The organism is Gordonia liuliyuniae (assembly GCF_021739025.1).
Lineage (GTDB): Bacteria > Actinomycetota > Actinomycetes > Mycobacteriales > Mycobacteriaceae > Gordonia > Gordonia liuliyuniae.
The window spans coordinates 98,523-121,451 of record NZ_JAKKOT010000003.1 but is presented as its reverse complement, the minus strand read 5'-3'; the positions used below and the strand labels follow the sequence as shown (position 1 = coordinate 121,451).

General features: G+C 67.0%; 18 protein-coding genes. 3 read left to right on the top strand and 15 right to left on the bottom strand.

Features of this window, described 5'->3' with window-relative positions; all coding sequences use genetic code 11:
- Window positions 1-45: 45 nt before the first annotated feature.
- On the bottom strand, window positions 46-1,173 hold the full coding sequence (locus L5G28_RS05460; RefSeq protein ID WP_237000649.1) for a serine hydrolase domain-containing protein: 1,128 nt from the start codon (window positions 1,171-1,173) through the stop codon (window positions 46-48).
- On the bottom strand, window positions 1,170-2,498 hold the full coding sequence (locus L5G28_RS05455) for a flavin-containing monooxygenase (RefSeq protein ID WP_237000648.1): 1,329 nt from the start codon (window positions 2,496-2,498) through the stop codon (window positions 1,170-1,172). Before L5G28_RS05455 ends, L5G28_RS05460 begins: the two co-directional genes overlap by 4 nt.
- A gap of 182 nt (window positions 2,499-2,680) precedes the next feature.
- Here L5G28_RS05455 and L5G28_RS05450 point away from each other — a divergent pair, with 182 nt between their 5' ends.
- Window positions 2,681-4,288 (top strand): ABC-F family ATP-binding cassette domain-containing protein, encoded by a 1,608-nt coding sequence (locus L5G28_RS05450; protein ID WP_237000647.1) that lies wholly within the window; start codon window positions 2,681-2,683, stop codon window positions 4,286-4,288.
- Between the two features lie 116 nt (window positions 4,289-4,404).
- Here L5G28_RS05450 and L5G28_RS05445 read toward each other — a convergent pair whose 3' ends face one another.
- The 9 genes from L5G28_RS05445 to L5G28_RS05405 all read right to left on the bottom strand — a co-directional run bounded on the left by L5G28_RS05445 (window position 4,405) and on the right by L5G28_RS05405 (window position 14,147).
- Window positions 4,405-4,785 carry a DUF732 domain-containing protein gene (locus L5G28_RS05445; protein WP_236997747.1) on the bottom strand — a complete coding sequence of 127 codons (381 nt, stop codon included), beginning with the start codon at window positions 4,783-4,785 and terminating at the stop codon, window positions 4,405-4,407.
- Between the two features lie 61 nt (window positions 4,786-4,846).
- On the bottom strand, window positions 4,847-5,347 hold the full coding sequence (locus L5G28_RS05440) for a DUF732 domain-containing protein (RefSeq protein WP_237000646.1): 501 nt from the start codon (window positions 5,345-5,347) through the stop codon (window positions 4,847-4,849).
- 104 nt (window positions 5,348-5,451) lie between these two features.
- Window positions 5,452-7,080, bottom strand: a complete 1,629-nt coding sequence (locus L5G28_RS05435) for an AMP-binding protein (RefSeq protein WP_237000645.1) — start codon at window positions 7,078-7,080, stop codon at window positions 5,452-5,454.
- A 50-nt stretch (window positions 7,081-7,130) separates the two neighbouring features.
- The gene (locus L5G28_RS05430) at window positions 7,131-8,309 is read right to left on the bottom strand and encodes a lipid-transfer protein (protein ID WP_237000644.1); all 1,179 of its coding nucleotides are present in this window, start codon (window positions 8,307-8,309) and stop codon (window positions 7,131-7,133) included.
- Entirely contained in the window at window positions 8,309-8,728 is a 420-nt protein-coding gene (locus L5G28_RS05425) for a MaoC family dehydratase (protein WP_308191553.1), read from the bottom strand. The genes L5G28_RS05430 and L5G28_RS05425 overlap by 1 nt, the downstream gene beginning before the upstream one ends.
- Window positions 8,725-9,789 carry a bifunctional MaoC family dehydratase N-terminal/OB-fold nucleic acid binding domain-containing protein gene (locus L5G28_RS05420; RefSeq protein ID WP_237000642.1) on the bottom strand — a complete coding sequence of 355 codons (1,065 nt, stop codon included), beginning with the start codon at window positions 9,787-9,789 and terminating at the stop codon, window positions 8,725-8,727. The genes L5G28_RS05425 and L5G28_RS05420 overlap by 4 nt, the downstream gene beginning before the upstream one ends.
- A gap of 4 nt (window positions 9,790-9,793) precedes the next feature.
- The gene (locus L5G28_RS05415) at window positions 9,794-10,945 is read right to left on the bottom strand and encodes an acyl-CoA dehydrogenase family protein (protein WP_236997751.1); all 1,152 of its coding nucleotides are present in this window, start codon (window positions 10,943-10,945) and stop codon (window positions 9,794-9,796) included.
- Window positions 10,936-11,931 (bottom strand): acyl-CoA dehydrogenase family protein, encoded by a 996-nt coding sequence (locus L5G28_RS05410; RefSeq protein WP_237000641.1) that lies wholly within the window; start codon window positions 11,929-11,931, stop codon window positions 10,936-10,938. Before L5G28_RS05410 ends, L5G28_RS05415 begins: the two co-directional genes overlap by 10 nt.
- 71 nt (window positions 11,932-12,002) lie before the next feature.
- Window positions 12,003-14,147, bottom strand: coding sequence for an acyl-CoA dehydrogenase family protein (locus L5G28_RS05405; protein ID WP_237000640.1), 2,145 nt, complete (start codon window positions 14,145-14,147; stop codon window positions 12,003-12,005).
- A gap of 126 nt (window positions 14,148-14,273) precedes the next feature.
- Here L5G28_RS05405 and kstR point away from each other — a divergent pair, with 126 nt between their 5' ends.
- Entirely contained in the window at window positions 14,274-14,933 is a 660-nt protein-coding gene (gene kstR, locus L5G28_RS05400; RefSeq protein WP_237000639.1) for a cholesterol catabolism transcriptional regulator KstR, read from the top strand.
- 73 nt (window positions 14,934-15,006) lie between these two features.
- Here kstR and L5G28_RS05395 read toward each other — a convergent pair whose 3' ends face one another.
- Window positions 15,007-16,050 (bottom strand): alpha/beta hydrolase, encoded by a 1,044-nt coding sequence (locus L5G28_RS05395; protein WP_237000638.1) that lies wholly within the window; start codon window positions 16,048-16,050, stop codon window positions 15,007-15,009.
- A 209-nt stretch (window positions 16,051-16,259) separates the two neighbouring features.
- On the opposite strand from L5G28_RS05395, the gene L5G28_RS05390 reads away from it, so the two are divergent.
- Complete coding sequence (locus tag L5G28_RS05390; protein WP_237000637.1) at window positions 16,260-17,795, top strand: acyltransferase; 1,536 nt, start codon at window positions 16,260-16,262, stop codon at window positions 17,793-17,795.
- Window positions 17,796-17,879: 84 nt separating this feature from the next.
- On the opposite strand, the gene L5G28_RS05385 is transcribed toward L5G28_RS05390, so the two are convergent.
- The 3 genes from L5G28_RS05385 to L5G28_RS05375 form a co-directional block, all read right to left on the bottom strand.
- A complete protein-coding gene (locus L5G28_RS05385; protein WP_237000636.1) occupies window positions 17,880-18,785 on the bottom strand; it encodes an SGNH/GDSL hydrolase family protein in 906 nt (301 codons plus the stop codon).
- Window positions 18,786-18,955: 170 nt separating this feature from the next.
- Complete coding sequence (locus L5G28_RS05380; RefSeq protein WP_237001287.1) at window positions 18,956-19,873, bottom strand: hypothetical protein; 918 nt, start codon at window positions 19,871-19,873, stop codon at window positions 18,956-18,958.
- 203 nt (window positions 19,874-20,076) lie between these two features.
- The gene (locus tag L5G28_RS05375) at window positions 20,077-22,620 is read right to left on the bottom strand and encodes an ATP-dependent Clp protease ATP-binding subunit (protein ID WP_237000635.1); all 2,544 of its coding nucleotides are present in this window, start codon (window positions 22,618-22,620) and stop codon (window positions 20,077-20,079) included.
- Between the last annotated feature and the right edge of the window lie 309 nt (window positions 22,621-22,929).

The window sequence follows — 22,929 nt, the reverse complement described above, 5'->3', positions numbered from 1 at the left end:
TGCCGAAGTTGTTTCCGGGCACCGCGCACAGCGACACCGGCCCGGTCAGAGCGACTCGTACACGGCGGCCAGATACCTGTTCGGACGTTCGGCGCCGATCAGCTGAGGCGACATCGCGTTCATGACGTAGGCGACGGTGATGCCGCGGCCGGCGTCGCAGGAGACGACGGAGCCGCCGAATCCCGTCCACCAGCACACCTGTCCGTCGGGCACGCCCGGCATCGCCGGACTCGACAGCGCCCACCCGAGACCGAAGCTGACCGGCACGCCGAGGACCCGATCGGTCCCGTCGGTTCTCGGTTCGAAGAGGCGGTCCGCTGTCTCCGAGGACAGAATCGCGCGACCGCGAGCCCGGCCGCGACCTGTGACGACCGATTGGACGAGCGCGACCGACCGTGCGTTCCCTTGCCCGTTCACTGCACCGAGTTCGGCGGCGACGAACGCCGGATCCGCCGTGACTGTCGGTGAGAACACCGGATTGCCCAGGGTTCGCCGGGGTTCGACGTCCGGGGCCAGCGAACCCAGGTCGAATCCGCTGGGAGGCGGTGGCACCAGTGGGGCGATCCGGTCGAGACCGCTGCGCATGCCGATGCGGAAGTCGGCTCCGAGCGGGCCGGCGATCTCGGCTTCGAGAAACTGTCCGAGCGTCGTACCGGTGACCCGCTGCACCACCTCGCCAAGGATCGTGCCGAAGGTGAGCGCGTGGTAGCCGGAGCCGTCGCCCGGCGTCCACCACGGCGCCTGGTCGGCGAGCGCGGCGGCCGCGTCGTGTTGTCGGTAGAGGTCGTCGATCGTCATCGGCTTCTCCCAACCGGAGACACCCGACGTATGGTCGAGGATCTGGCCGACGGTCACCTCGCTCTTGCCCGCCCGGCCGAACTCCGGCCAGTATCGGGCGACGGGCTGGTCGACGTCGAGAAGACCGCGGTCGGCCAGGGCCAGGATCACCAGGGCCGTCATCGTCTTGGTCACCGAGTAGGTGGTGGCGACGGTGTCCCGCTGCCACGGCCGGGCCGTTGCGATGTCGGCGACGCCGCCCCACAGGTCCACCGCCACGTCGTCGCCGACCATGACGCACAGCGAGGCCCCCACCTCGCGTCCGGCGTCGAACTCGGCTTCGAAAGCCGCACGCACCCCGGCGAACTCGGCGGCACAGGCACCGTCGACCGTCACCGCGTGCCCACCGGTTCGCGCCCCCGCTGCGCACCGGCCTCGATCTCGGCGAGGAGATCCCTGGTGTACCGGGCGAAGTCGATCTGGATGGTGTGACGCGGGGCGTTGTAGTACTGCCCGAGGTGTCGTCGTTCGTCCTGCGCGACGGCGGTCCGCATCTCGTCTTCCGTCGGCAGTCGGTAGTGCCCTGCGAGATGAGCGGCGATGAGCTTGCTCTGCTGTTCGGCGAGGTTGACGATGGTCGGCGACGACTGCGCGAGACCCGCGAAGTACAGGTCGTCGACACCGGGGCGCACGATCCGTTTGAACAGCGGGTACCGGTGGTCATCGCCGGGCAGCAGGGCCGGGTCGTCGAAGAACGGGAACGACATCCGGTAGCCGGTCGCCATCACGATCACGTCCACGTCGATCCGGCGTCCGTCGGTGAGGACGACGGCGTCGCCGTCGAACCGTTCGATCGCCGGCACACACGTCAGGTCGCCGGAGCCGGCTTTGGCGAGGAAGTCGATGCTGACCGACGGGTGCGCGGACAGGGGCTCGTGGTCGGGCTTGGGCAGCCCGTAATCCTCCATGCTGCCCAGCGACTTCTTGATCGCGCGCCGCGAGATCGCGAGACCGAGCTTCTTGGGCATCCACGGCGGCATCATCATCTTGTCGGCCGGCTTTCCGCCGCGGTACTTCGAGAGCACCCAGACTCCGCGCCGCGCCGACACCCAGACGTGCCCGGCGACGGTCCGATTGGACACCTCGGACGCGACGTCGAGTCCGGAATTGCCCATGCCGACCACCATCACGCGCTTGCCGTGCATGTCGACGGGGTCTACGGGTGTTCGATAGTCGTGGCTGTGGATGATCTCGCCGTCGAAATGCCCGGGGTAGTCGGGGACGAACGGATTCCAATGATGCCCGTTAGCCACGACCAATGCGTCGTAGAACTGTTCGTCACCGGAGCTGAGGGTCAGATTCCATCCGCCTCCGGCGCGGCGCGCGGCCCGTTCGACGGCGGTACCGAAGTGGATCGAGTCGCGGAGGCCGAAGTGGTCGACGTAGTCGCGGAAGTATTGGTGGATGAGCGTGTGGTGCGGGAAATGCGGCCAGTCCGACGGCGCGGGAAAGTCTTCGAACTCCAGCCTGGTTGTTGAGGTGTCGATGTGCAGCGACTGGTAGCAGGCCGACCGGCCGTTCGGGTTTCCGTAGTACCAGTTGCCGCCGACGTCGTCGGACATCTCGAAACAGTCGAAGTCGATACCGTGGTCTTTCAGCCGTTTCGCGGTCGTGAAGCCGGAGCACCCCGCTCCGATGATCGCAACCCTCTTGTCTGTCATGAGTCCACTCCTGTCCGAATCGTGCTGCCCCCGTCACGCGGTGGTCCGAGTCACACTCACCCACCATAAGAGTTTCACTGACGCTATGTCTAGTGAGTTCCTCATCCGTCTCACAACCGGGCATATGTCGCAGGCGGAAATCAGGTGCGCGCCGCCGGGCGCCTCGGTAAGGTCGCCGCCACATGCCTACTTCCACGCACTCCTCCGTCGCATTGCGCGACGTCTCCTTCACCTGGCCGGACGGGTCAGTCGCTCTCGCGCACGTCGACGGCGCGTTCACCGAGGGGCGCACCGGTCTCGTCGGCCGCAACGGCTCGGGGAAGTCGACGCTCCTGCGCTTGATCGCCGGTGACCTCACCCCGACGAGTGGACACATCGACACCGCTGGCGAGGTCGGCTACCTGCCCCAGACCCTCACTCTGGACGCCGCCACCGACGTCGCTCGACTCCTCGGTGTCGATCATGTGCTCGCCGCCCTGCGCGCGATCGAGTCCGGCGACGTCGACGAAGCCCACTTCGAGACGGTCGGCGACGACTGGGACATCGAGTCCCGCGTCGAAGCGGCCCTCGACCGGATCGGCTTCTCCGCCGCACACCTCGATCGGAGCGTCGCCGACGTGTCCGGCGGGGAAGCCGTGCTCCTCGCCGTCACCGGCCTGTCCCTGCGCCGCACCCCGGTCACCCTGCTGGACGAGCCGACCAACAACCTCGATCGAGCCACCCGGGCCAGGCTCGCGGGCCTCGTCGACGACTGGCCCGGTACCCTGATCGTCGTCAGCCACGACCTCGAACTCCTCGAACGCATGGACGTGACGGCCGAACTGTACGGCGGTTCGATCACGACGTTCGGCGGACCCTACAGCGCGTGGCGCGAGTCCGTCGAAGCCGAGCAGTCGGCGGCGGTCCAGGCCGCGCGCACCGCCCAGCAGACGTTGAAGGCCGAGAAGCGCCAGCGCGTCGACGCCGAGACCCGGCTCGCGCACCGCGCCCGCGCGGGCAAGAAGGCGCAAGCCGACGGCGGGCTGCCCAAGATCCTGGCCGGGGCGCGCAAACGTCGAGCACAGGAGTCGGCGGGATCTCTGCGCGGCACTCTCGACAGCAAGGTCGATGCGGCGCAGGCGGCAGTCGACGCCGCCGACGCCCGTATCCGCGACGACGACCACATCAGCCTCGACCTGCCCGCACCCGACCTGCCGCGCAGCCGACGTCTGGTTGAGTTCACCACCGCGCACGGCGTCGTCGTCGTTCAAGGTCCGGAACGAGTCGCGGTCGTCGGGCCGAACGGATCGGGCAAGTCGACGCTGCTGACTCAGCTCGTGACGGGCGCCGATCCAGTCACCGGGCGGGTGGCGGGGCGACTGCTCACCGACTCCTACGGCTATCTCCCCCAGCGACTCGACGGGCTCGACGACGCGGCGAGTGCTCTCGCCAACGTGCAGGCAGCCGCCCCCGGCGCCGAGCCCGGCGACATCCGGAACCGCCTCGCGCGGTTACTGATTCGCGGAGCGGCCGTCGACCGTCCAGTGTCCACACTGTCCGGCGGCGAACGTTTTCGCGTCGTCCTCGCCAAGCTGTTGTTCGCGGAACCGCCGACCCAGCTGCTCATCCTGGACGAGCCGACCAACAACCTGGACGTCACGAGCGTGCAGCAACTCGCCGAGGCGCTCGACGCCTATCGCGGCGCACTCGTCGTCGTCAGCCACGACTACCCGTTCCTGCAGCGGATCGGCATCGACACCGTGCTCGAAATCGACGCGAGCGGATCGATGCGGCAGCGTCCGGAACTCTAGCGTCCCGAACTCTAGCCCGGCAGGTCGATGCTCGGCATGGTCGGGAGGTCGCCCGAACTCTAGCCCGGCAGATCGATGCTCGGCATGGTCGGCATGGTCGGGAGGTCGCCCGAACTCTAGCCCGGCAGATCGATGCTCGGCATGGTCGGGAGGTCGGACGAGTCCGGCAGCATCTCGCTCGCCGCGCCGGGACACAACGACCCGATCGCGGCGCCGACGACCGCGGCGCCCTGCGCGGTGTTGGACGCCTGACTCACGCTCTTCGCGGCGTCGGACATGCTCGTGCCGCTCTTGACGTCTTCGCAGATCTTGCGGCCCACCGAGATCGCTTCGTCGTCGTCGGCGAATGTGACGCCGCTCAGTTTCACGGCGGACAAGTAGGCCTGTCGTTGCGTCGAGTTCGTGTCCGAGTCGGAGTCGGAGTCGGACCCGCAGGCAACGGACAGTAGCGCGACACTCGCGATGAGCGGGGTGATGAGCAGGGTACGCACACGCATGGATGGACTCCGATCTGGAAGGGTCATCTCACTCTAACCGCGCTACCGTCCGACCCGAGCCCTAGCTGCTGATCTTGTCTGTCTGATCGGGGCACATCGCACCGACCGCCCCGCCGACGATGCGTGCGCCCTTGCTGATGTCGCCCTTGGCGACTTCGACGTCGTCCACGACATCGAGGAACTTCTTGCCCGAACGCAGATCCGCGCAGGCCTTCTCGCCCTGCTCGATCAGGTCGCTGTCGCTCACATCTGAGAAGTCGCCGCCCTGTCGGACGACTTTCAGATAGATTCCCGCATCCGACGCACTGTCCGTCGAGGACGGTTGGTCACGGCTGGTCGGCGAACTGCTCCCCGGGATGTCGTCCGACGGGCCGTCTTGGCCAGCCGTGGTCGACGTCGACGTCGACGTCGACGTCGACATGCCCGCCCGCTCGGAGTCGGCGACGGTCGGCGTGCCGTCGACGGACGAGCACCCAGACAGGATCAGAGCAGATAGTGCCAGGGCGGCGGGAATGAGGGCTGCGGGGGCCAGACCGGAGCCGGCGACAGCACGGAAACGCATGAGACGGACCCCGTCCATTCAGAAGATGTACGTCGTACATCTTAGAACGGGCGGGGTCCGCTGTCGGTCGGTCGGTCGACCTGTCGACCTGTCGGCCGGTCCGATCAGACGGTCTCGGCGGTCACGGCCGCCGCCGACTTCGCCCATCGGTAGTCGGCCTTGCCGGCCGGCGTGCGCTTCACCTCGTCGACGAACACGATGCTCCGCGGCACTTTGTAGCCTGCGATCGTCTCCCGACAGTGCACCTGGATCTCCTCCAACGACGGCTCGTCCGCACCCTCCTTGAGGCTGGCGACGGCGCCGACACGCTGCCCGTACCGCTCGTCGGGAACCGGCACGACGAGTGCGTCGGCGATCGCGGGATGACCGTGCAGCGCAGCCTCGACCTCTTCGGCGTACACCTTCTCGCCGCCCGAGTTGATGCACTGGCTGCCGCGGCCGAGGAACACGATGTGCTTGTCCTCGGTCACGTAGCCCATGTCGCCGAGCACCGAGATCCGACGGCCGTCGGGCAGCGTCGGGAAGGTGCGCGCCGACTTCTCCGGATCCTTGTAGTAGCCGACTGGGACGTTGCCGATGCGGGCGAGCAGGCCCGGCTCGTTCGGTGTGGTGATCTCGTTGAAACTCTCGTCGACGATCATCATCTTGTCCGACGGCGGCACCGACAGGTTGCCCTTCTCGTCCATCATGATCTCGCCGTCGTTGCCCGACTCCGACGCACCGAAGTTGTCGCGCATCAGCAGTTCCGGCTTCACCGCCACCATCCGATCACGGACGCTCCTGCTCCAGATCGCGCCACCGGACGTGATCGAGAACAGCGACGACATGTCGGTGGTGTCCTTCTGCTTCTCCATCTCCTCGACCAGCGGGATGCCCATCGCGTCGCCGACGATCAGGATGATCTGCGTCTGGTCGCGAGGGATGTTCTCGATGATCTGCTTGGCGTTGAAGTCGCGCTCGACGATCAGTCGGCTGCCGAGCGCGATGAAAGTGAACATCAGGTACGACGCCGCACCGTGCATGAGGGGCGCCGCGATGAGTGCCGCGATCGACGGGAAGTTCTTGACCTCCCGCGTGATCTCGTCGAGGTCCTCGCGCGGATCGCCGTACGGGTTCCCGCCGGAGATCGGCTTGCGGAAGAAGTCGTCGTGACGCCACACGACGCCCTTCGGGTAGCCGGTCGTGCCGCCCGTGTAGAGCACATAGCGCTCCTCGCCGGTGCGCGGCTCGAAATCGCGGTCCGTCGAAGCGCTCGTGTGCTCGGCGAAGTCAACGATCTCGACCGCCCGACCATCGCCGAGGCCGGCGACCGTCGCCGACAGTTCGTCGTCGACGTCGCCGATCACGAAGACGCTCTTCACCAACGGAAGCTTCGGCAGCAGCCGGGCGACCGCCTGCTGGTGTTCGGGCAGCTCCACGATGATCGCCGACGAATCCGAGTTCTCGAAGATGTACTCGAGCTCGGCGTCGGTGTACCGGTAGTTGACGTTGATCGGGGCGGCCCGCACCTTGATCAGCCCGAGCAGACTGGTGACGTGTTCGACGCTGTTCTTGAGGAACAACGCGACGTGGTCGTCGAGCCCGATCCCGTGCGCAGCGAACATGTGGCCGACCTGCGTGGTGAGGGCGTCCATCTCCGCGTACGTGTAGTTGGTTCCCTCGTAACTCAGAACGACGCGTTCGGGCACGGAGTCGGCGACGGTCTCGAACACATCGGCGAGGTTGAACTTCATCTCGGTGTCTCCTTGATGGTGGCAGTGAAGTGGGATCAGCGGGGAGGGGGTCAGAGGGTGAGGACCAGGCCCGACGTCGGAACGCCGGTTCCTGCGGTGACGATGGCTTTCGACGCTCCGTCGACCTGGTTGACGGAATCGCCGCGCAGCTGGCGCACGGCTTCGGCGATGCCGTTCATCCCGTGGATGTAGGCTTCGCCGAGCTGTCCGCCGTGTGTGTTCAACGGCAGCCGTCCGCCTACTTCGAGGGCGCCGGGTTCGGACACGAAGTCTTTCGCCTCCCCGCGACCGCAGAAGCCGAGCTCCTCCAATTGGATGAGCGTGTACGGGGTGAAGTGGTCGTAGAGGACGGCCAGGTCCATGTCGTCCGGGCGCAGGCCCGACTGCTCCCACAGCTGGCGGCCGACGAGGCCCATCTCCTCGAGAGCCGGCAGCTCGTCTCGGTAATAGCTGGTCATCATGAACTGGTCGCTGCCGCTGCCCGCGGCGGCGCCCGCGATCGACACCGGCGTCCGACGCAGGTCCTTGGCGCGTTCGGCCGAGACCACGACGATCGCGACACCACCGTCGGACTCCTGGCAGCAGTCGAGCAGGTGCAGCGGTTCGGCGATGTACCGCGACTTCTGGTGGTCCTCCATCGTGATGGGCTTCTCGTAGAAGAAGGCCTTCGGGTTGGTCGCCGCGTGTTTGCGGTCGACGACGGCGATCTGACCGAAGTCTTCGCTGGTCGCCCCGTATTCGTGCATGTAGCGGGTGGCGGTCATCGCGACGAATGCGGCGGGCGTCGACAGGCCGTGCGGATAGGAGAACGCGTTGTCGGTGCCCGACGAGTTCTCCTGGTTGGCGACGGCCGCGTTGACCTGGCCGAACCTGTTGCCCGAGCGTTCGTTGAACGCACGGTAGGCCACCGCGACGTCGCAGACACCGGTCGCGACCGCCATCGCCGCCTGCTGCACCGTGGAACACGCTGCCCCGCCGCCGTAGTGGATGCGGGAGAAGTACGTGAGCTGCGGGATCCCGACGGCGCGGGCGACGGCGATCTCCATGTTGGTGTCCATGGTGAACGTGACGAGACCGTCGACGTCCGCTGCGGTGAGCCCGGCGTCGTCGAGGGCGGCGGTGATGGCTTCAGCGGCCAGTCGCAGTTCGCTGCGACCCGAGTTCTTGGAGAAGTCAGTCGCGCCGATGCCGACGATCGACGCCTTCCCCGACAGTGCGCGGTCAGTCATCACGCGGCATCCTTCCTGGTGAAGACCACAGTGGAGATCACATGCTTACCGAGTGAGTTGGTGCCGGTCACGGCAACCGTCACACGTTCGCCGTCCACGCCCGCGGACTCGATCTCGGTCACCTCACCGGTGAACGTCAACGTGTCGTAGGCGTACCAGGGGACCCCGAGTTTCAATGCGATCGACGCGATCCTCGCCGTCGGCCCGGCCCAGTCGGTGACGAAACGCTCCACCAGCCCGGTGTCGGTGAGGATGTTGACGAAGATGTCCTTGGACCCCTTCTGGTGTGCGAGATCCCGGTCGTGGTGGACGTCCTGGAAGTCGCGTGTGGCGATCGCCGTCGACACCACGAACGTCGGGGTCGCCTCGATCGTCAAGGGTGTGAGTGCTGCGCCCACCGCGATCGTCGGTGCGGTCACTGGCCGTCTCCCTCGCTCGGCGTGAACGCATACAGCGTCCACGCGGGTTCGTCACCGTCTGCCGGGAAGTCGAGGAACGTGACATCGACGGGCAGCCCGATCCGCACGTCGGCGGGGTCGACGCCGCGCAGCTCGCCGAGCATGCGGACGCCCTCCTCGAGTTCGACGAGTGCGACGACGAACGGCAACGACCGTCCGGGCACCTTGGGCGCGTGATGGACGACGTGGCTGTACACGGTTCCGCGACCGGATGCGACACGGTAGTCGGTGGTCCCGAACTCGCCGTCGTCACCGCGCGGCTTCCAGGTGGCGGGAATCGGCGGGTGTCGCAGCGAACCGTCCGCGAGCTCCTGGATGCGCAGTTCGTGGGCGGCCACGCCCTCCCAGAAGAACGCGGTGTCCCGCGAGGTGGTCGGACGGATCAGCTTCGACGGGTCGAGGTCGGGCGCCGGGTTCTCGGCTTTCGATGGACCGGGCGCGAACTTGAGGATTCGGAAGTTCATCTCCGCGACGATCTCGCCGCCCCCGTCGCCGTCCGGCCCGTTCGTCCGTCTCCACGTGTTCTTCGTGGTGAAGAACCAGCCGTCGCCGAGGGCGGTGTGCTTGGGGCCGACGATGTCGATGAGCTCTGCCGAGAGGGTCACCTCGTCGCCGGGCGAAACGTACCGGTGGTAGACGGTGTCGCAGTTCGTGGCGACGACGGAGGTGTAACCGGCCGCATCGAACAGCGCGGTCGCCCGCCCCAACGGGTCGTCGTCGGTGCGGGCGCCGCGGAGTCCGCGCATCGTCCACACCTGAGCCATGGCAGGCGGTGCGACGATCCCGTCGAGTCCGGCGGCACGTGCCGCATCGTCGTCGACGTAGATCGGGTTCGTATCGCCCATCGCCTCGACCCAGTTGTGGATCATCGGCCGGTTGACCGGGTCGCGCCCCGCGGTGGGTGCGCTCGCACCCGCCGCCTTGATGGCGTCGGCCGCCGCGCGGATCTCGTCGTCCGTCGAGTCGGGCGTGATCGTCCCGAACGCAGTCGTGTTCGCATTCGTCACAGTCACATTCGTCATGGGGTCACCTCTTCACTCGCGGCAGGCCGAGACCGGCGGTGCCGATCATGTCTCGCATCACCTCGTTGACGCCGCCGCCGAATGTGATGACCGCGTTGCGCTTGGCCATCATGTCGAGCCAGTCGGCGAGGTCGGCGGTGGCCGGATCGGTCAAGTCGCCGTGACGGCCGACGATCTCGTCGACCATCCGGTGGATGGTCTGCACGCGCTCGGTGGAGAACACTTTGGTCGCGGCCGCCGACGCCATCGAGATCTCGCCGCTGGAAGCGACCTGCCAGTTGAGCAACTCGTTGAGCCGTTCGTAGGCGTCGATCTTCGCGAGGGTCCGACGCACGTCCGGTTCGCCGTCGACGTCGTGGGCCTGCGCCCACTGGCGGACCTTGTCCGAGATCCCGCTGATCCGACCCGACGGGCCGAGCATGACCCGCTCGTGGTTGAGCTGGGTGGTGATCAGCTTCCAACCGTCGCCCTCGTCACCGACCCGCATCGACACCGGGACTTTGACTCCGCTGTAGTAGGTGGCGTTCACGTGGTGGGCGCCGTCGGCGGTGATGATCGGCGTCCACGAGAAACCCGGATCACGAGTGTCCAGGATGAGGATGGTGATCCCTTTGTGCTTGGGCAGATCCGGGTTGGTGCGGCAGGCGAGCCAGATGTAGTCGGCGTCGTGGCCGCCGGTCGTGAATATCTTCTGACCGTCGACGATGTAGTTCTCGCCGGTCTCGTCGAGCACTGCTCTCGTGGTCAGCGACGCGAGGTCGGTTCCGGCGTCCGGCTCGGTGTAGCCGATCGCGAAATGCACGTCGCCTGCCAGGATCCGCGGCAGGAACATGTCCTTCTGTTCGGCGGTCCCGTATTTCTGCAGCGTGGGGCCGACGGTCTGCAGGGTGACCGACGGCAGCGGCACGTCCGCGCGGACCGCTTCGTTGGTGAAGATCTGCTGTTCGATCTCGCCGAATCCGCGGCCGCCGAACTCCGTCGGCCAGCCGACGCCGAGCCACCCGTCGGAGCCCATCTGTTTGATCACCTTGCGGTACGTGGGCCCGTGGCGTTCGGTCCTCATCGTCCGAGCGTCGTCGTCGCTGATGAGGGTCGAGAAGTAGGTGCGCAGCTCGTCACGGAGCGCGAGTTGATCGTCGGTGAGCGCTATGAACATGCGAGCACCCCCAGAGTGCGGTCTGCGCCGCCGACCAGTCGGGCGAGGTCTTTGGCGATGGAGAAGTAGCGGTGCAGCGGGTACGTCACGTCGACGCCGATTCCGCCGTGCAGGTGTGTCATGGTTCGCATCGTGGCGGGCAGTTCGGAGGCGACGGTGTAGACCGCGGTGGCGAGGTCCGTCGCCGCGTCACGTCCCTGCGCGAGCTCCCATGCGGCCGCGGTCGCGACCAGGTCGAGCGTCGCCGACACCACGTAGACGTCGGCGAGCTGCTGTCCGACGGCCTGGAAGGCGGCGATCGGCTTGCCGAACTGGTTGCGCGTGCTGACGTGCTCGGCGGTGCGGGCGATAGCGCCCGCGAGCAGACCAGACGCGTACGCGGCGAGCAGCGAGCGGTAGACGTCGACGAGTCGCGGCACGTCGTCGGCGAGCACGCGATCGGCGCGGGCGCCGTCGAAACGGATCGTGCATTCACCCCACCCCGACGACGAGGTGGTCCGGGTGATCTGCACGCCGTCGGCGTCTGCCGCCACGACCGCGACGCCGCCGTCGGTCGTGACCAGGAGGGTGTCGGCCGCGTCGGCATGCAGGACGCCGGTCTTGACGCCGGTGACGACGCCGTCCGACAGGACGGTGGTCTGCCGGTCGCCGAGCGCCGAACCGGGCTCACCGATCGCGACCGCGACCGCACCGACGTCCGCGCGCACGATCAGTCCGGCGGCCAGTGTTCCGAGCAGCGGCGTGACGACGGCGTCGCGTCCGGCCCGTGTGACGAGCGGGCGCAACGAGTCGACATCGAGGTCGTCACCGCCGACGCTCTCCGGCAGCGGCATCACCGGAAAGCCTGCCTCCACGAACGCGCGCCACGCGTCCGCGTCGAATCCGTTCCCGGCGAATCTGCTCTCCCAATCGGGCTCGAGACGTCGCACGACCTCGTCCGCAGCCTCGCCGACGGCCGCAGCCGCGGGGTCCAGGGTGAAGTCCACCCGTGCCTCCAATCTGAATAACTAGAACTTGTTCTATTTGTATCAGATGGAGGGTGGCGCTGGTCACGAGATCAGCCTCGAGGCAGACCTAGAATCCGTTCAGCGGCCGCATTCTTGAGAATCTGCGTGGTACCGCCGGCGATCGACAGACAGCGGTTGAGCAGAAGCAGCTCCGTCGCCGTCGTCGACGCGAGCGCTTCGACGCCGAGCAGATCGGTCGCGAACTCCGGAACGGCTTGGCGATGAACGACGCCGATCAGCTTCCGAACGCTCGACGTGGCGCCCGGGTCGGTGCCCGAGAGACGTTGAACGACGGCGCGCGCGTCCAGCACGCGACCGATGTGGGCGTCGGCGACGATCCCGCCGAGTGCCCGAGTCTGGTCGTCGTCGAGGTCGACGCCGTCGATCTGCGTCAGCAGTGCGTCGACCTCCTTCCCGAGCCCGGATCCGCCCATCGCGACACGCTCGTTGGCGAGAGTCGTCCGGGCCAGTCGCCACCCGCCGTCGATCTCGCCGACGACCATCTCGTCGGGAACGAACACTCCGTCGAGGAACACCTCGTTGAACATCGCACGGCCGGTCAGTTCGCGCAGCGGGCGGATATCGATGCCCGAGGCTGCCATGTCGACGAGGAAGTAGGTGATGCCCTTGTGCTTGGGCGCGTCGGAGTCGGTGCGCGCCAAGCACACGGCCCACTGCGACATGTGCGCCTCCGACGTCCAGATCTTCTGCCCGGTGAGCAACCAGCCTCCGTCGGTCCGCACGGCCTTGGTGCGCAGCGACGCGAGGTCCGATCCGGCTTCGGGCTCGCTGAAGAGCTGGCACCAACGGATGTCGCCCGCGAGCGTCGGTGCCACGAACTTCTCGCGCTGCGCGTCGGTCCCGTGCTCGAGGATCGTGGGCAACGCCCACCCGGCGATGACGAGATCGGGCCGGACGACGCCGACGCGGTCCAGCTCGGCGTCGATCAGCAGCTGCAGAGCCGGCCCCGCGCCGAAGCCGTAGGGCTCCGGCCAGTGCGGGGCCAGCAGTGCGGTCCGCGCGAGCGCCGCCCGCTGCTCCGCTTCGGGGACCGCGGCCACCTCGTCTGCGGCCGCCGCGATCTCCGCTCGACGGGATTCCACGGAGTCGAGGTCGAGCGAGAACTCGCGGCGCGCGCCGTCTCGTCCCAGCTGCGCGAGCTCGGTCCGCGCCGCCTTCCCCTGCCCGAGGATCATGCGTGCCGCCAGCGCCGACCGCAGGTACAGGTGGGCGTCGTGCTCGAAGGTGAATCCGATGCCGCCGAGGACCTGAATCGCGTCCTTCGTGTTGGCGGGGGACAGGTCGGCGACGAGGACCGCTGCGGCGAGCCGACTCAGCCGAACCTGTTCGCGGTCACCGGAGTCCAGCGCGGACGCCAGGTCCCAGGTGGCTGCGGCGAGCTGCTCGCTGCGGCACAGCATGTCGGCACAAATCTGTTTGATCGCCTGGAACGACCCGATCGGCGCGCCGAACTGGGTCCGCACCTTCGCGTAGTCGACCGCGACGTCGAGCGCATGACGGGAGACGCCGGCCTGATAGGCGGCGATGCCGAGCGTGAGCACCGCAACGAAGGACTGACCGTCGACCAGTTCGACGATGGTCGCGTCGTCGACGCCCGAGAGCCGCACGCGACGCGGGACAGCCGTCCCATCGAGCGGACCGGCCATTTCGGCGACATCGGCCGTCACCGTCGCAGCGTCGATCAGACACCAACGAGACCTGCCGTCGTCAGCGGTGAGCGGCGCCGCGATCCACGCGTCGTCCACCCATCCGGGCACCGGGCCGAGGTCGACGACGCCGTCGACGGGCGTGAACGGTCGTCCCGAGGCGATCGCGGCGGCCGGAGCCACCACGGGCCGCTCGCCCGCGAGCAGTGACTGCGCGTGGGGCGACTCCTGCTGGGCGGCGGCGTACGCCGCCGCGACCGACACCGCGAGCGGCCCCGGCACGAGCGACGAACCGCAGGCCTCCAACATCACCGCGACGTCGACGAGAGTCCCGCCTGCGCCACCGCGAGAATCGTCGACGGCAGCCGCGAAGATCCCTAGTTCGCCGAGCTCGACGAAGAGCCCGCGCCACGACGGGCCCGCCCCGTCGACGTCGGCCCGCACCGCGTCGACCACGGCTTTCGCTTTCGCCCACTCGGTTACACTCTCGTACACAGCAAGTTGGTCGGATGAGGTGGCGATTGTCACGGGTGTTTCCTCTGCGTTTCTGTTGGTGCGGCCAATTAGAACCTGTTCTAATGACACCTAGGGTGTACACCATCCAAGTGCCGCTGCCAACCAGCGACCACCCGACATCCGAGGAGGACGCCGCACATGGCAGGTACGGCCAGCACCACGAGCGAGAACGACGCACCGGCGGCGCCGCCGCCGGTCGCCACCCCGACTTCGGGCGCCGAGGTCGGCTCGGCCGCCCAGCGGGAGCGACGCCGTCGCATCCTCGACGCGACGCTCGCGCTCGCATCGAAGGGCGGCTACGACGCGGTTCAGATGCGGGCCGTCGCCGAGAAGGCCGATGTGGCCGTCGGAACGCTCTACCGCTACTTCCCGTCCAAGGTCCACCTTCTGGTGACCGCGTTGGCTCGCGAGTTCGAGCGCGTCGAGGGACGCGTCGACCGAACCCAGCTGCCGGGCGACGACGCGATGGAACGTCTGCGTCATGTGCTCAGCATGATCACCTACTCGATGCAGCGGGACCCGTTGTTGACCGAGGCCATGACGCGCGCATTCATGTTCGCCGACGCCTCGGCCACGGCCGAGGTCGACCGCGTCGCGGGCACGATCGACCGGCTCCTCGCCGGCGCGATCCTCGACCCGTCCGACCCCGGCGAGCCGTCGGAGCAGGACTTGGCGATCGCCCGTGTCATCTCGGACGTGTGGATGTCGAACCTCGTCCAATGGCTCACCCGCCGCGTCTCGGCGACCGACGTCACGAACCGGATGGAACTGACCGTCCGGCTGCTCCTCGACAAGTAGCCGACATTCCAGCAGGCGGCGCCCAGCTGACGGCTTCCGAGCTGACCGCACCCACGTGACCGGCCCCAGAGCGTCAGGCAGGCGCGCTGAGGTCCTTCGCGATCGACGGCCACGTCGTGTGCAGGTCACGCTGCCAGTACTCCCACGAGTGAGTGCCGGTCGGTCGAGTGGTCACCGTCGAGTCGACGCCTGACCTGTCGAGAGCCTGCTTCATCTGCTGGGTGCAGCTGTTGACCACGGCCTCGATAGCCCCTCCCATGAGGACCTGATCGAGGAGGACGGCGGGGTCGCCGTCGATCAGTCGCGCACTCGGCACGTCGTACCGGCCGGGCAGCCCGGTGCCGCTGGTCATGTAGACCTTGACGCCTTTGAGCTTGTCGGCGTGCAGGTAAGGGTCGTTCTCTTTCCAGCCCGGGCCGTCGAGCGGACCCCACATGTTGGTGACGTCGCCGCGGCCGCGGTCGCCGACCACGGTCCGGATGTACGCCTGCCCCAGCGGGTCACTCGTGCGGGCGCACCCGCTGTACGCGGCGACGGAGCGGTAGAGCTCGGGCGCGGCGATCGCGAGGTTGAGCACCGACGTGCCCGACATCGAAATGCCCGCGATCGCGTTGGCGCCGGTCGTGTCGAACGCCTTGTCGACCAGCGGCGGCAGCTCCTGGGTGAGGAACGTCTGCCACTTGTTGCGGCCGAGCACCGGATCGTCCTTCTGCCAGTCGGTGTAGTACGAGAACGCACCGCTGTTCGGCGTGACGACGTTGACGTGCTTGTCGGCGAAGAACGCCTTGTAGTCGGTCTTGGCCTTCCACGTGGCCGAGTCCTCACCGCCGCCCGCTCCGTTGAGGAGATACAGCACCGGGGCCGGGCGCGCCCGGTCGGTCGGTCGCAGCACAGTGAGCGAGATGTTGCGCCCCATCGACGCCGAGTACACCTCGAGAAGCGCCTCGCGCGGCGTGACGGCGGTGGTCGAGATGATGCGGGACGGCAGCTGCGCCGTCGCCGGAACGCGCGGCGTCGTCGTCGACGACGGCGCGGCGAACGCGGTGCCCGCTCCCGAGCACGCCGCGACAGCAACAGAGAGTGCGGCGACCCCACGCACGACAGACACTCGCATCATTTACCCCACCAGCCTCATTAGAAACATCTGTCCCAGCAGCATAGCGCGCCCGGACGTGATTCGGGAATCGGAAGCAGCGTCCCAATCCCGGCAACACGCCGTCCTCCGGCCATCGCGATGCGGGAAGTCACCCGCCGGGCGAGTAGCCTGCCTACAGTCACCAAACGCGCCCGCGCGCGCCCCGAAGGACGAGACGGACCGCTACACCTATGTCAGATAAAGCAGGCGACCTCACCGAAGAGAAGGTCGAGGCCCCGGTACAGGCCAAGCCCGCCAAGAAGGACCGGCACCTCTACCAGATCGACTTCGTCCGTCTGGTCACGTTCGCCGGAGTGATTCTCGACCACGTGATCTTGGGCATGGTCCCGTACACGGCGGTCGTCGCGCAGGGCGTCGGTCTGATGCTCCGGTACACGCGCTACTGCTTCTTCGCGCTCACCGGCTTCGTGCTGACCTACCAGTACCGCAACCGCGAACTGCACGCTCCGACGTTCTGGCGCAAGCGGTACAAGCTGATCGGTCTGCCGTTCCTGGTCTGGTCGCTCTTCTACTGGTTGAAGAAGCACTACGACCACGGCGGTATCGACGGGGTCACCCAGATCTTCTCGAGTGCCCACGACATCGGGCTCGCAGTGAAGAGCATCGGCTACGACCTCATCACCGGCCATGCCGCGTATCACCTGTACTTCATGTCGGTGAGCATGCAGATCTACCTGGTGTTCCCGGCCGTCCTGTGGATGATCAAACGGACGTGGGGCTACCACCGCTACCTGCTGGCGCTCAGCGCGCTCATCCAGGCGTGGTTCATGTACCAGATGGTGCGCGGCGCTCCGACGGCGTTGTTCGAGTCGGGCGTCCTGGGTGCGCTGTGGCGCTACCTGCCGGTGACGATCCTGCCGTACCAGTTCTTCATCTTCGCCGGCTGTCTCGCCGCCTACCACTTCGACGCGTTCACCGACTTCATGAAGCGGTGGCGCTGGTTCATCGTGGGCGCAGGCCTCGCCACGATCATCACCACGCTGGTCTACTTCGCCCGCAAGGCGAACATCGCGACCGGTATGGAAGATCCGGCCGCCGGCACCGAGGAGATGTTCCGTGCGACGAACGTCTTCATGCTGCACAACGCGTTCGCGCTGCTGTCGATCATCTGCATCCTGTACATCCTGGGCACCGTATGGCAGTCGCGCCGGACTCCGGGCTCCGTTCCGGACACGATCCTGCGCAAGGGCTCGGATCGGTCGTACGGCATCTATCTGGCGCACGTCTTCGTGCTGTCGGAGGTCATGAGCACGACGCGTCAGTGGATCAACCTCAGCCAGTTCTGGATGATCTTCTTCACGTATCTGATCACCATCGTCCTGACAGTGGCACTGGTGGAGACGTTGCGCCGCAGCCCGGTCAGCCTCATCACGACGGGCCGCGAGCGTGAGGACTGGCGCCAGCAGCGTCCCTTCGAGTCGGCTCTCGTCGCTTGCGGCGGTATCGCGTTCGGTCTCGCCCTGCGCTTCTGGGGCAACACATCGATCGGCTCGCTCATCGCCGCGATCAGCGCGCTGCTCCTCGTGTCGGCTGCGGTCGTCGCCTACCGCCAGTTGTCGGAGACGCGCGAACAGCGTGCCGCCGACGTCGCGACGGCCCTCGCTGCGGACGCACCGTCCCAGGTCAACGAACTCGACGACCCGGTCACCGACGCACCGATCGACCAGGACGCGGAGTCGTCGGTGGACCCCAGTCCGCGGGTCTGACGGCGCATACGTCTCGTCCGCCGATCTGTTCCACTATGTGGTCCAGATCGGCGGACGAAGTTCTTTCCAGGATCGTTCGACGTCTCAGCGCATCGCGTTGATGACGAGATCCGCGACGCCGTCCTTGCCCGACTCGGTCGGATGGTAGGGCGGAGCGCCGGGGAAACCTTGCAGCCAGGGATCGGCCGAGCACACGGTGTGCGCCTTGCCCGCCTGGGACGGCTGGACTAGCGCGGACCCGGTCGCGTGCGCGGCTTTCGCGGTGGCTGCGGCCAACGAGTCTGCGACGAGTCCCGCTTCGACGATCTCCCACGGCGCCAGCGGCAGCTTCGGGCAGGCGACGTCAGCGACGGACACGACCGGCGGGTAGTCGACGAAGACGACCTTGGCCTTGGGCGCACGGGCTTTCACCGCGCGCACCATCTTCTCCATACGACGCTCGACGGAGACGAACGATTCGGTGACCGGGGCGGGCGAGGGCACCCGGTTGGCGTTGCAGCGCAACGGACGCTTGCCGGTCATCGCCAGGTTCACACAGCTCTGCACGCCGAGCCGACCTATGTAGCCGACGTCATTGCCGCCAGTGGTGATGGTGACGACGTCCGTGTCGGATGTGACGGCGTCGATCTGCGCGGGCTTGTGATACCTCTTGGACGGCCCGAGGATCTCCGACGTCGTGGACCCCGCGCAGGTGACGTCGACGAGCCGGTAACCGAGGGCGTCGGCGACCCGATTGGGGTAGTTGTCTTGACTGCGGCCACAGTTGTTGGGACCGCGTTTGTTCGATTCCGGGCCGGACGCGAACGAACTACCCATCGCGACGTATCGGGGCTTGTCGGCCGGTGAGTTCTTGGCCGCCATCAACGGTTCGGCGACGGCGGCGCCGCCGGCGTCCCGCGCAGTCGCGATCGCCACACCGAGGCCCGCCACGATCGCCATCGTGATGACGACGATCAGGACGCGCGACAATGGGATTCGAGACGAAGACATGAGTTGTAGTTTCACATAGGAACCTGTGAACATCACGAATCTGCTGGACCTCTCGCGTGTGATGTTCGACCAGCACTCGAGACCACACACACACTTTCGTCCGAGAGTTGAGACCACAGAGTGGTCCGAACTCTCGGACGAAAAGAGAATCAGTGGCGTCGCGCCGAACGTCAGCCCTGGGGAGGACCGTAGTTCGGCGGCTGCTGACCGTAGTTCGGGCCCTGCGGCGGCACCGGCGGGAAGCCGCCCTGCGGCTGGCCCGGAGCAGGCTGACCCGGCTGCGGCTGGCCGAAGCCCGGCCGCTGGGGTGCGCCGAACTGATGCGGAGCGCCGACGCCCGGCCCGGCAGGCCGCGATGCGGTGCCGAACTTCTCGGGGGCCACCGTCATGAGCACAGCGAGCGCCCCCACTACGAGAGCGACCAGGGAGAACACCAGCGTCAGCCACAAGCCGTAACCGGCGCCGGCTTCAGCTCCGCCGCCGTCCATGTCGCCCATGTCTCCGCCGAACGCGCCGAGCGGGTCGGCGACGAACACGATGGTCGCGAGCGTCGTCGCCAGACCCGCGACGGCGACGATGATCGACCCGATACCGGGGAACCGACGAGCCGCGATCAACGCACCACCGATGATGAGCAGGACGCCGAAGACGATCGTCCAGACAGCGGGCGAGCCCGGTCCATCGTCTGCGCCTTCCGCGAATCCTTCGTCGGCACTCGTCCTCACGTCGTCCGCGAGGGAGTCCGGTATGCCATCGGGCAGGTCGACGTCGACGTCGGTCGCATAGCCGCCGACACCGTTGACCGACAATTCCATGTTCATCGACATCGTGCCCGCGCCCGGAATCGACTGCGACGACGAGACGTTCACCGATAACCAGTTCAGGAAGCTGAAGACGATCAGCAGAGCGCCGACGACTGCGGCGCCGACACCGACCAGCAGACTCTTCTTGTTCGGCGGGGCCGTCGGGGCGAGGATCGCCCGTTGCACGGACGGCTTCCCGTTCTGTCCCGCCGTCACAGGCGCACCGGGGAACTGCGGCTGCTGCCCGAAGGTGGGCGGCGGCTGGTTCGGCGGTCCGTATGTCATGGTTCGTCTCCCGACTCGTTGATCACGATCGGCCGATTTGGCCGGATCTTTCGTGAATGAATCCTAAACATACGAACGGTCGTCCACACAGATCGCCGTCATTTGTTCGGGGCACTGCCGGCCACGTCGGCCCGGACACGACGAACGGCCGACGGGAGGTACCCGTCGGCCGTTCGTCGTAGATCGCTGCCGCGTCAGATCGCCTAGGCGTCGTCGCCGGAGCCGACCGACTTGGTCAGCTCGACCGCGTCGTCCGGGATGTCGCGCGGCTTCTCCGAACCGGTGAAGGTGAAGTTGGCGTCCTCGCCGTCCCCTTCCCCGTCCCAGTTCTCGACGTCGACCAGGATGATCTGGCCCGCCTTGACCTCCTCGAACAGGATCTTCTCGGAGAGCTGGTCCTCGATCTCGCGCTGGATGGTGCGACGCAGCGGACGCGCACCCAACACCGGATCGAAACCACGCTTGGCGAGCAGACTCTTGGCCTTCTCGGTCACCTCGATCGCCATGTCCTTGTTCTTCAGCTGCGTCTCGACACGGGCGATCATCAGATCGACCATCTGCAGGATCTCGTCCCGCTTCAGCTGGTGGAACACGATCACGTCGTCGATGCGGTTGAGGAACTCGGGGCGGAAGTGCTTCTTCAGCTCGTCGTTGACCTTCTGCTTCATCCGCTCGTAGTTGTTGCCGCTGCCGTCGTCGTTGCTGAAGCCCATGCCGACGGCCTTCGAGATGTCGCCGGTGCCGAGGTTGGACGTGAAGATCAGCACCGTGTTCTTGAAGTCGACCGTGCGCCCCTGGCCGTCGGTGAGACGACCGTCCTCGAGAACCTGCAACAGCGTGTTGTAGATCTCCGGGTGCGCCTTCTCGATCTCGTCGAACAGGACCACCGAGAACGGCTTGCGGCGCACCTTCTCGGTCAGCTGCCCGCCCTCGTCGTAGCCGACGTATCCCGGAGGGGCGCCGAACAGACGCGACGCGGTGAACCGGTCGTGGAACTCGCCCATGTCGATCTGGATGAGCGCGTCGTCGTCGCCGAACAGGAAGTTCGCCAGCGCCTTCGACAGCTCGGTCTTACCGACACCCGACGGGCCGGCGAAGATGAACGAGCCCGACGGACGCTTCGGGTCCTTCAGACCGGCGCGCGTGCGACGGATCGCCTTCGAGACGGCCTTGACGGCGTCCTCCTGGCCGATGATCCGCTTGTGCACCTCGTCCTCCATGCGGAGCAGACGCTTGGTCTCCTCCTCGGTGAGTTTGAAGACGGGGATACCGGTCCAGTTACCCAGGACCTCGGCGATCTGCTCGTCGTCGACCTCCGCGACGACGTCGAGATCGCCCGCACGCCACTGCTTCTCGCGCTCGGCGCGCTCGGCGACGAGCTTCTTCTCCTTGTCGCGGAGGCTGGCGGCCTGCTCGAAGTCCTGCGCGTCGATCGCCGACTCCTTCTCCTTGCGCGCGTCGGCGATGCGATCGTCGAACTCGCGCAGGTCTGGCGGAGCGGTCATCCGACGGATGCGCATGCGCGCGCCCGCCTCGTCGATGAGGTCGATCGCCTTGTCCGGCAGGAACCGGTCGTTGATGTACCGGTCGGCCAGCGATGCGGCAGCGGCGAGCGCACCGTCGGTGATGGACACCTTGTGGTGCTGCTCGTAGCGGTCACGGAGACCCTTGAGGATCTCGATGGTGTGCTCGACCGACGGTTCGCCGACCTGGACCGGCTGGAAACGACGCTCCAGCGCCGCATCCTTCTCGATGTACTTGCGGTACTCGTCGAGCGTGGTGGCTCCGATGGTCTGCAGTTCGCCGCGAGCCAGCTTCGGCTTCAAGATGCTGGCGGCGTCGATCGCGCCCTCGGCCGCGCCCGCACCGACGAGCTGATGCAGCTCGTCGATGAACAGGATGATGTCGCCGCGGGTGTTGATCTCCTTGAGGACCTTCTTGAGGCGCTCCTCGAAGTCGCCGCGGTACCGGCTGCCCGCGACGAGGGAACCCAGGTCGAGCGTGTACAGCTGCTTGTCCTTGAGCGTCTCCGGGACGTTGCCCGCGACGATCGCCTGCGCGAGGCCTTCGACGACGGCGGTCTTGCCGACGCCCGGCTCACCGATGAGGACCGGGTTGTTCTTGGTGCGACGCGAGAGGACCTGCATGATCCGCTCGACCTCTTTCTCGCGCCCGATGACGGGGTCGAGCTTGCCCTCCGACGCCGCGGTCGTGAGGTTTCGGCCGAACTGATCGAGGACCAGCGACGTCGACGGAGCGCCCGAGTCGGACGAACGTCCGCCGGTGCCCGCCGTCTCCGGCTCCTTGCCCTGGTATCCCGACAGCAACTGGATGACCTGCTGACGGACCCGGTTGAGGTCGGCGCCCAGCTTGACGAGCACCTGCGCGGCGACGCCTTCGCCCTCGCGGATCAGGCCGAGCAGGATGTGCTCGGTGCCGATGTAGTTGTGGCCCAACTGCAGCGCTTCACGCAGGCTCAGCTCGAGGACCTTCTTGGCGCGCGGGGTGAACGGGATGTGACCGGACGGAGCCTGCTGGCCCTGGCCGATGATCTCCTCCACCTGACTGCGCACGGCCTCGAGCGAGATGCCGAGCGACTCGAGCGCCTTCGCTGCCACGCCTTCACCCTCATGGATGAGGCCCAACAGGATGTGCTCGGTGCCGATGTAGTTGTGGTTGAGCATCCGCGCTTCTTCTTGCGCCAGGACGACAACCCGGCGTGCGCGGTCGGTGAACCGTTCGAACATTGTTCTCCCTCGATAGCTTGCGCCCCGGTCGTTGCCGCGCAGCCGCGGCAGAGTATGACGACCAGCCCTACGTCCACTCTAGTGGTCGCAGCGAGCCGACCGCGCATTACTCCGGTCTCGGGCGGATGCCGTCGACCACGATGGGGGTCTGAGGTTGACAACGCTGCACGCAGGAATGATGTTCCCGGCCGTCTACGCCGTGAGCGAACGTCACTCAACGCAGCGTCAGCGCGACCGGATTTCCCTGAACAGGCCGCGGACCACGAGTGCTGCGTGTTACCTTGCGGCACACCATAAGCATCGGGACTG

Bases quoted from the DNA above. Each gene is read 5' to 3' on its own strand.
- L5G28_RS05455 (WP_237000648.1), bottom strand. From the start codon at position 2,498: ATGACAGACAAGAGGGTTGCGATCATCGGAGCGGGGTGCTCCGGCTTC.
- L5G28_RS05450 (WP_237000647.1), top strand. From the start codon at position 2,681: ATGCCTACTTCCACGCACTCCTCCGTCGCATTGCGCGACGTCTCCTTC.
- L5G28_RS05445 (WP_236997747.1), bottom strand. From the start codon at position 4,785: ATGCGTGTGCGTACCCTGCTCATCACCCCGCTCATCGCGAGTGTCGCG.
- L5G28_RS05440 (WP_237000646.1), bottom strand. From the start codon at position 5,347: ATGCGTTTCCGTGCTGTCGCCGGCTCCGGTCTGGCCCCCGCAGCCCTC.
- L5G28_RS05435 (WP_237000645.1), bottom strand. From the start codon at position 7,080: ATGAAGTTCAACCTCGCCGATGTGTTCGAGACCGTCGCCGACTCCGTG.
- L5G28_RS05430 (WP_237000644.1), bottom strand. From the start codon at position 8,309: ATGACTGACCGCGCACTGTCGGGGAAGGCGTCGATCGTCGGCATCGGC.
- L5G28_RS05420 (WP_237000642.1), bottom strand. From the start codon at position 9,789: ATGACGAATGTGACTGTGACGAATGCGAACACGACTGCGTTCGGGACG.
- L5G28_RS05415 (WP_236997751.1), bottom strand. From the start codon at position 10,945: ATGTTCATAGCGCTCACCGACGATCAACTCGCGCTCCGTGACGAGCTG.
- kstR (WP_237000639.1), top strand. From the start codon at position 14,274: ATGGCAGGTACGGCCAGCACCACGAGCGAGAACGACGCACCGGCGGCG.
- L5G28_RS05395 (WP_237000638.1), bottom strand. From the start codon at position 16,050: ATGATGCGAGTGTCTGTCGTGCGTGGGGTCGCCGCACTCTCTGTTGCT.
- L5G28_RS05390 (WP_237000637.1), top strand. From the start codon at position 16,260: ATGTCAGATAAAGCAGGCGACCTCACCGAAGAGAAGGTCGAGGCCCCG.
- L5G28_RS05385 (WP_237000636.1), bottom strand. From the start codon at position 18,785: ATGTCTTCGTCTCGAATCCCATTGTCGCGCGTCCTGATCGTCGTCATC.
- L5G28_RS05380 (WP_237001287.1), bottom strand. From the start codon at position 19,873: ATGACATACGGACCGCCGAACCAGCCGCCGCCCACCTTCGGGCAGCAG.
- L5G28_RS05375 (WP_237000635.1), bottom strand. From the start codon at position 22,620: ATGTTCGAACGGTTCACCGACCGCGCACGCCGGGTTGTCGTCCTGGCG.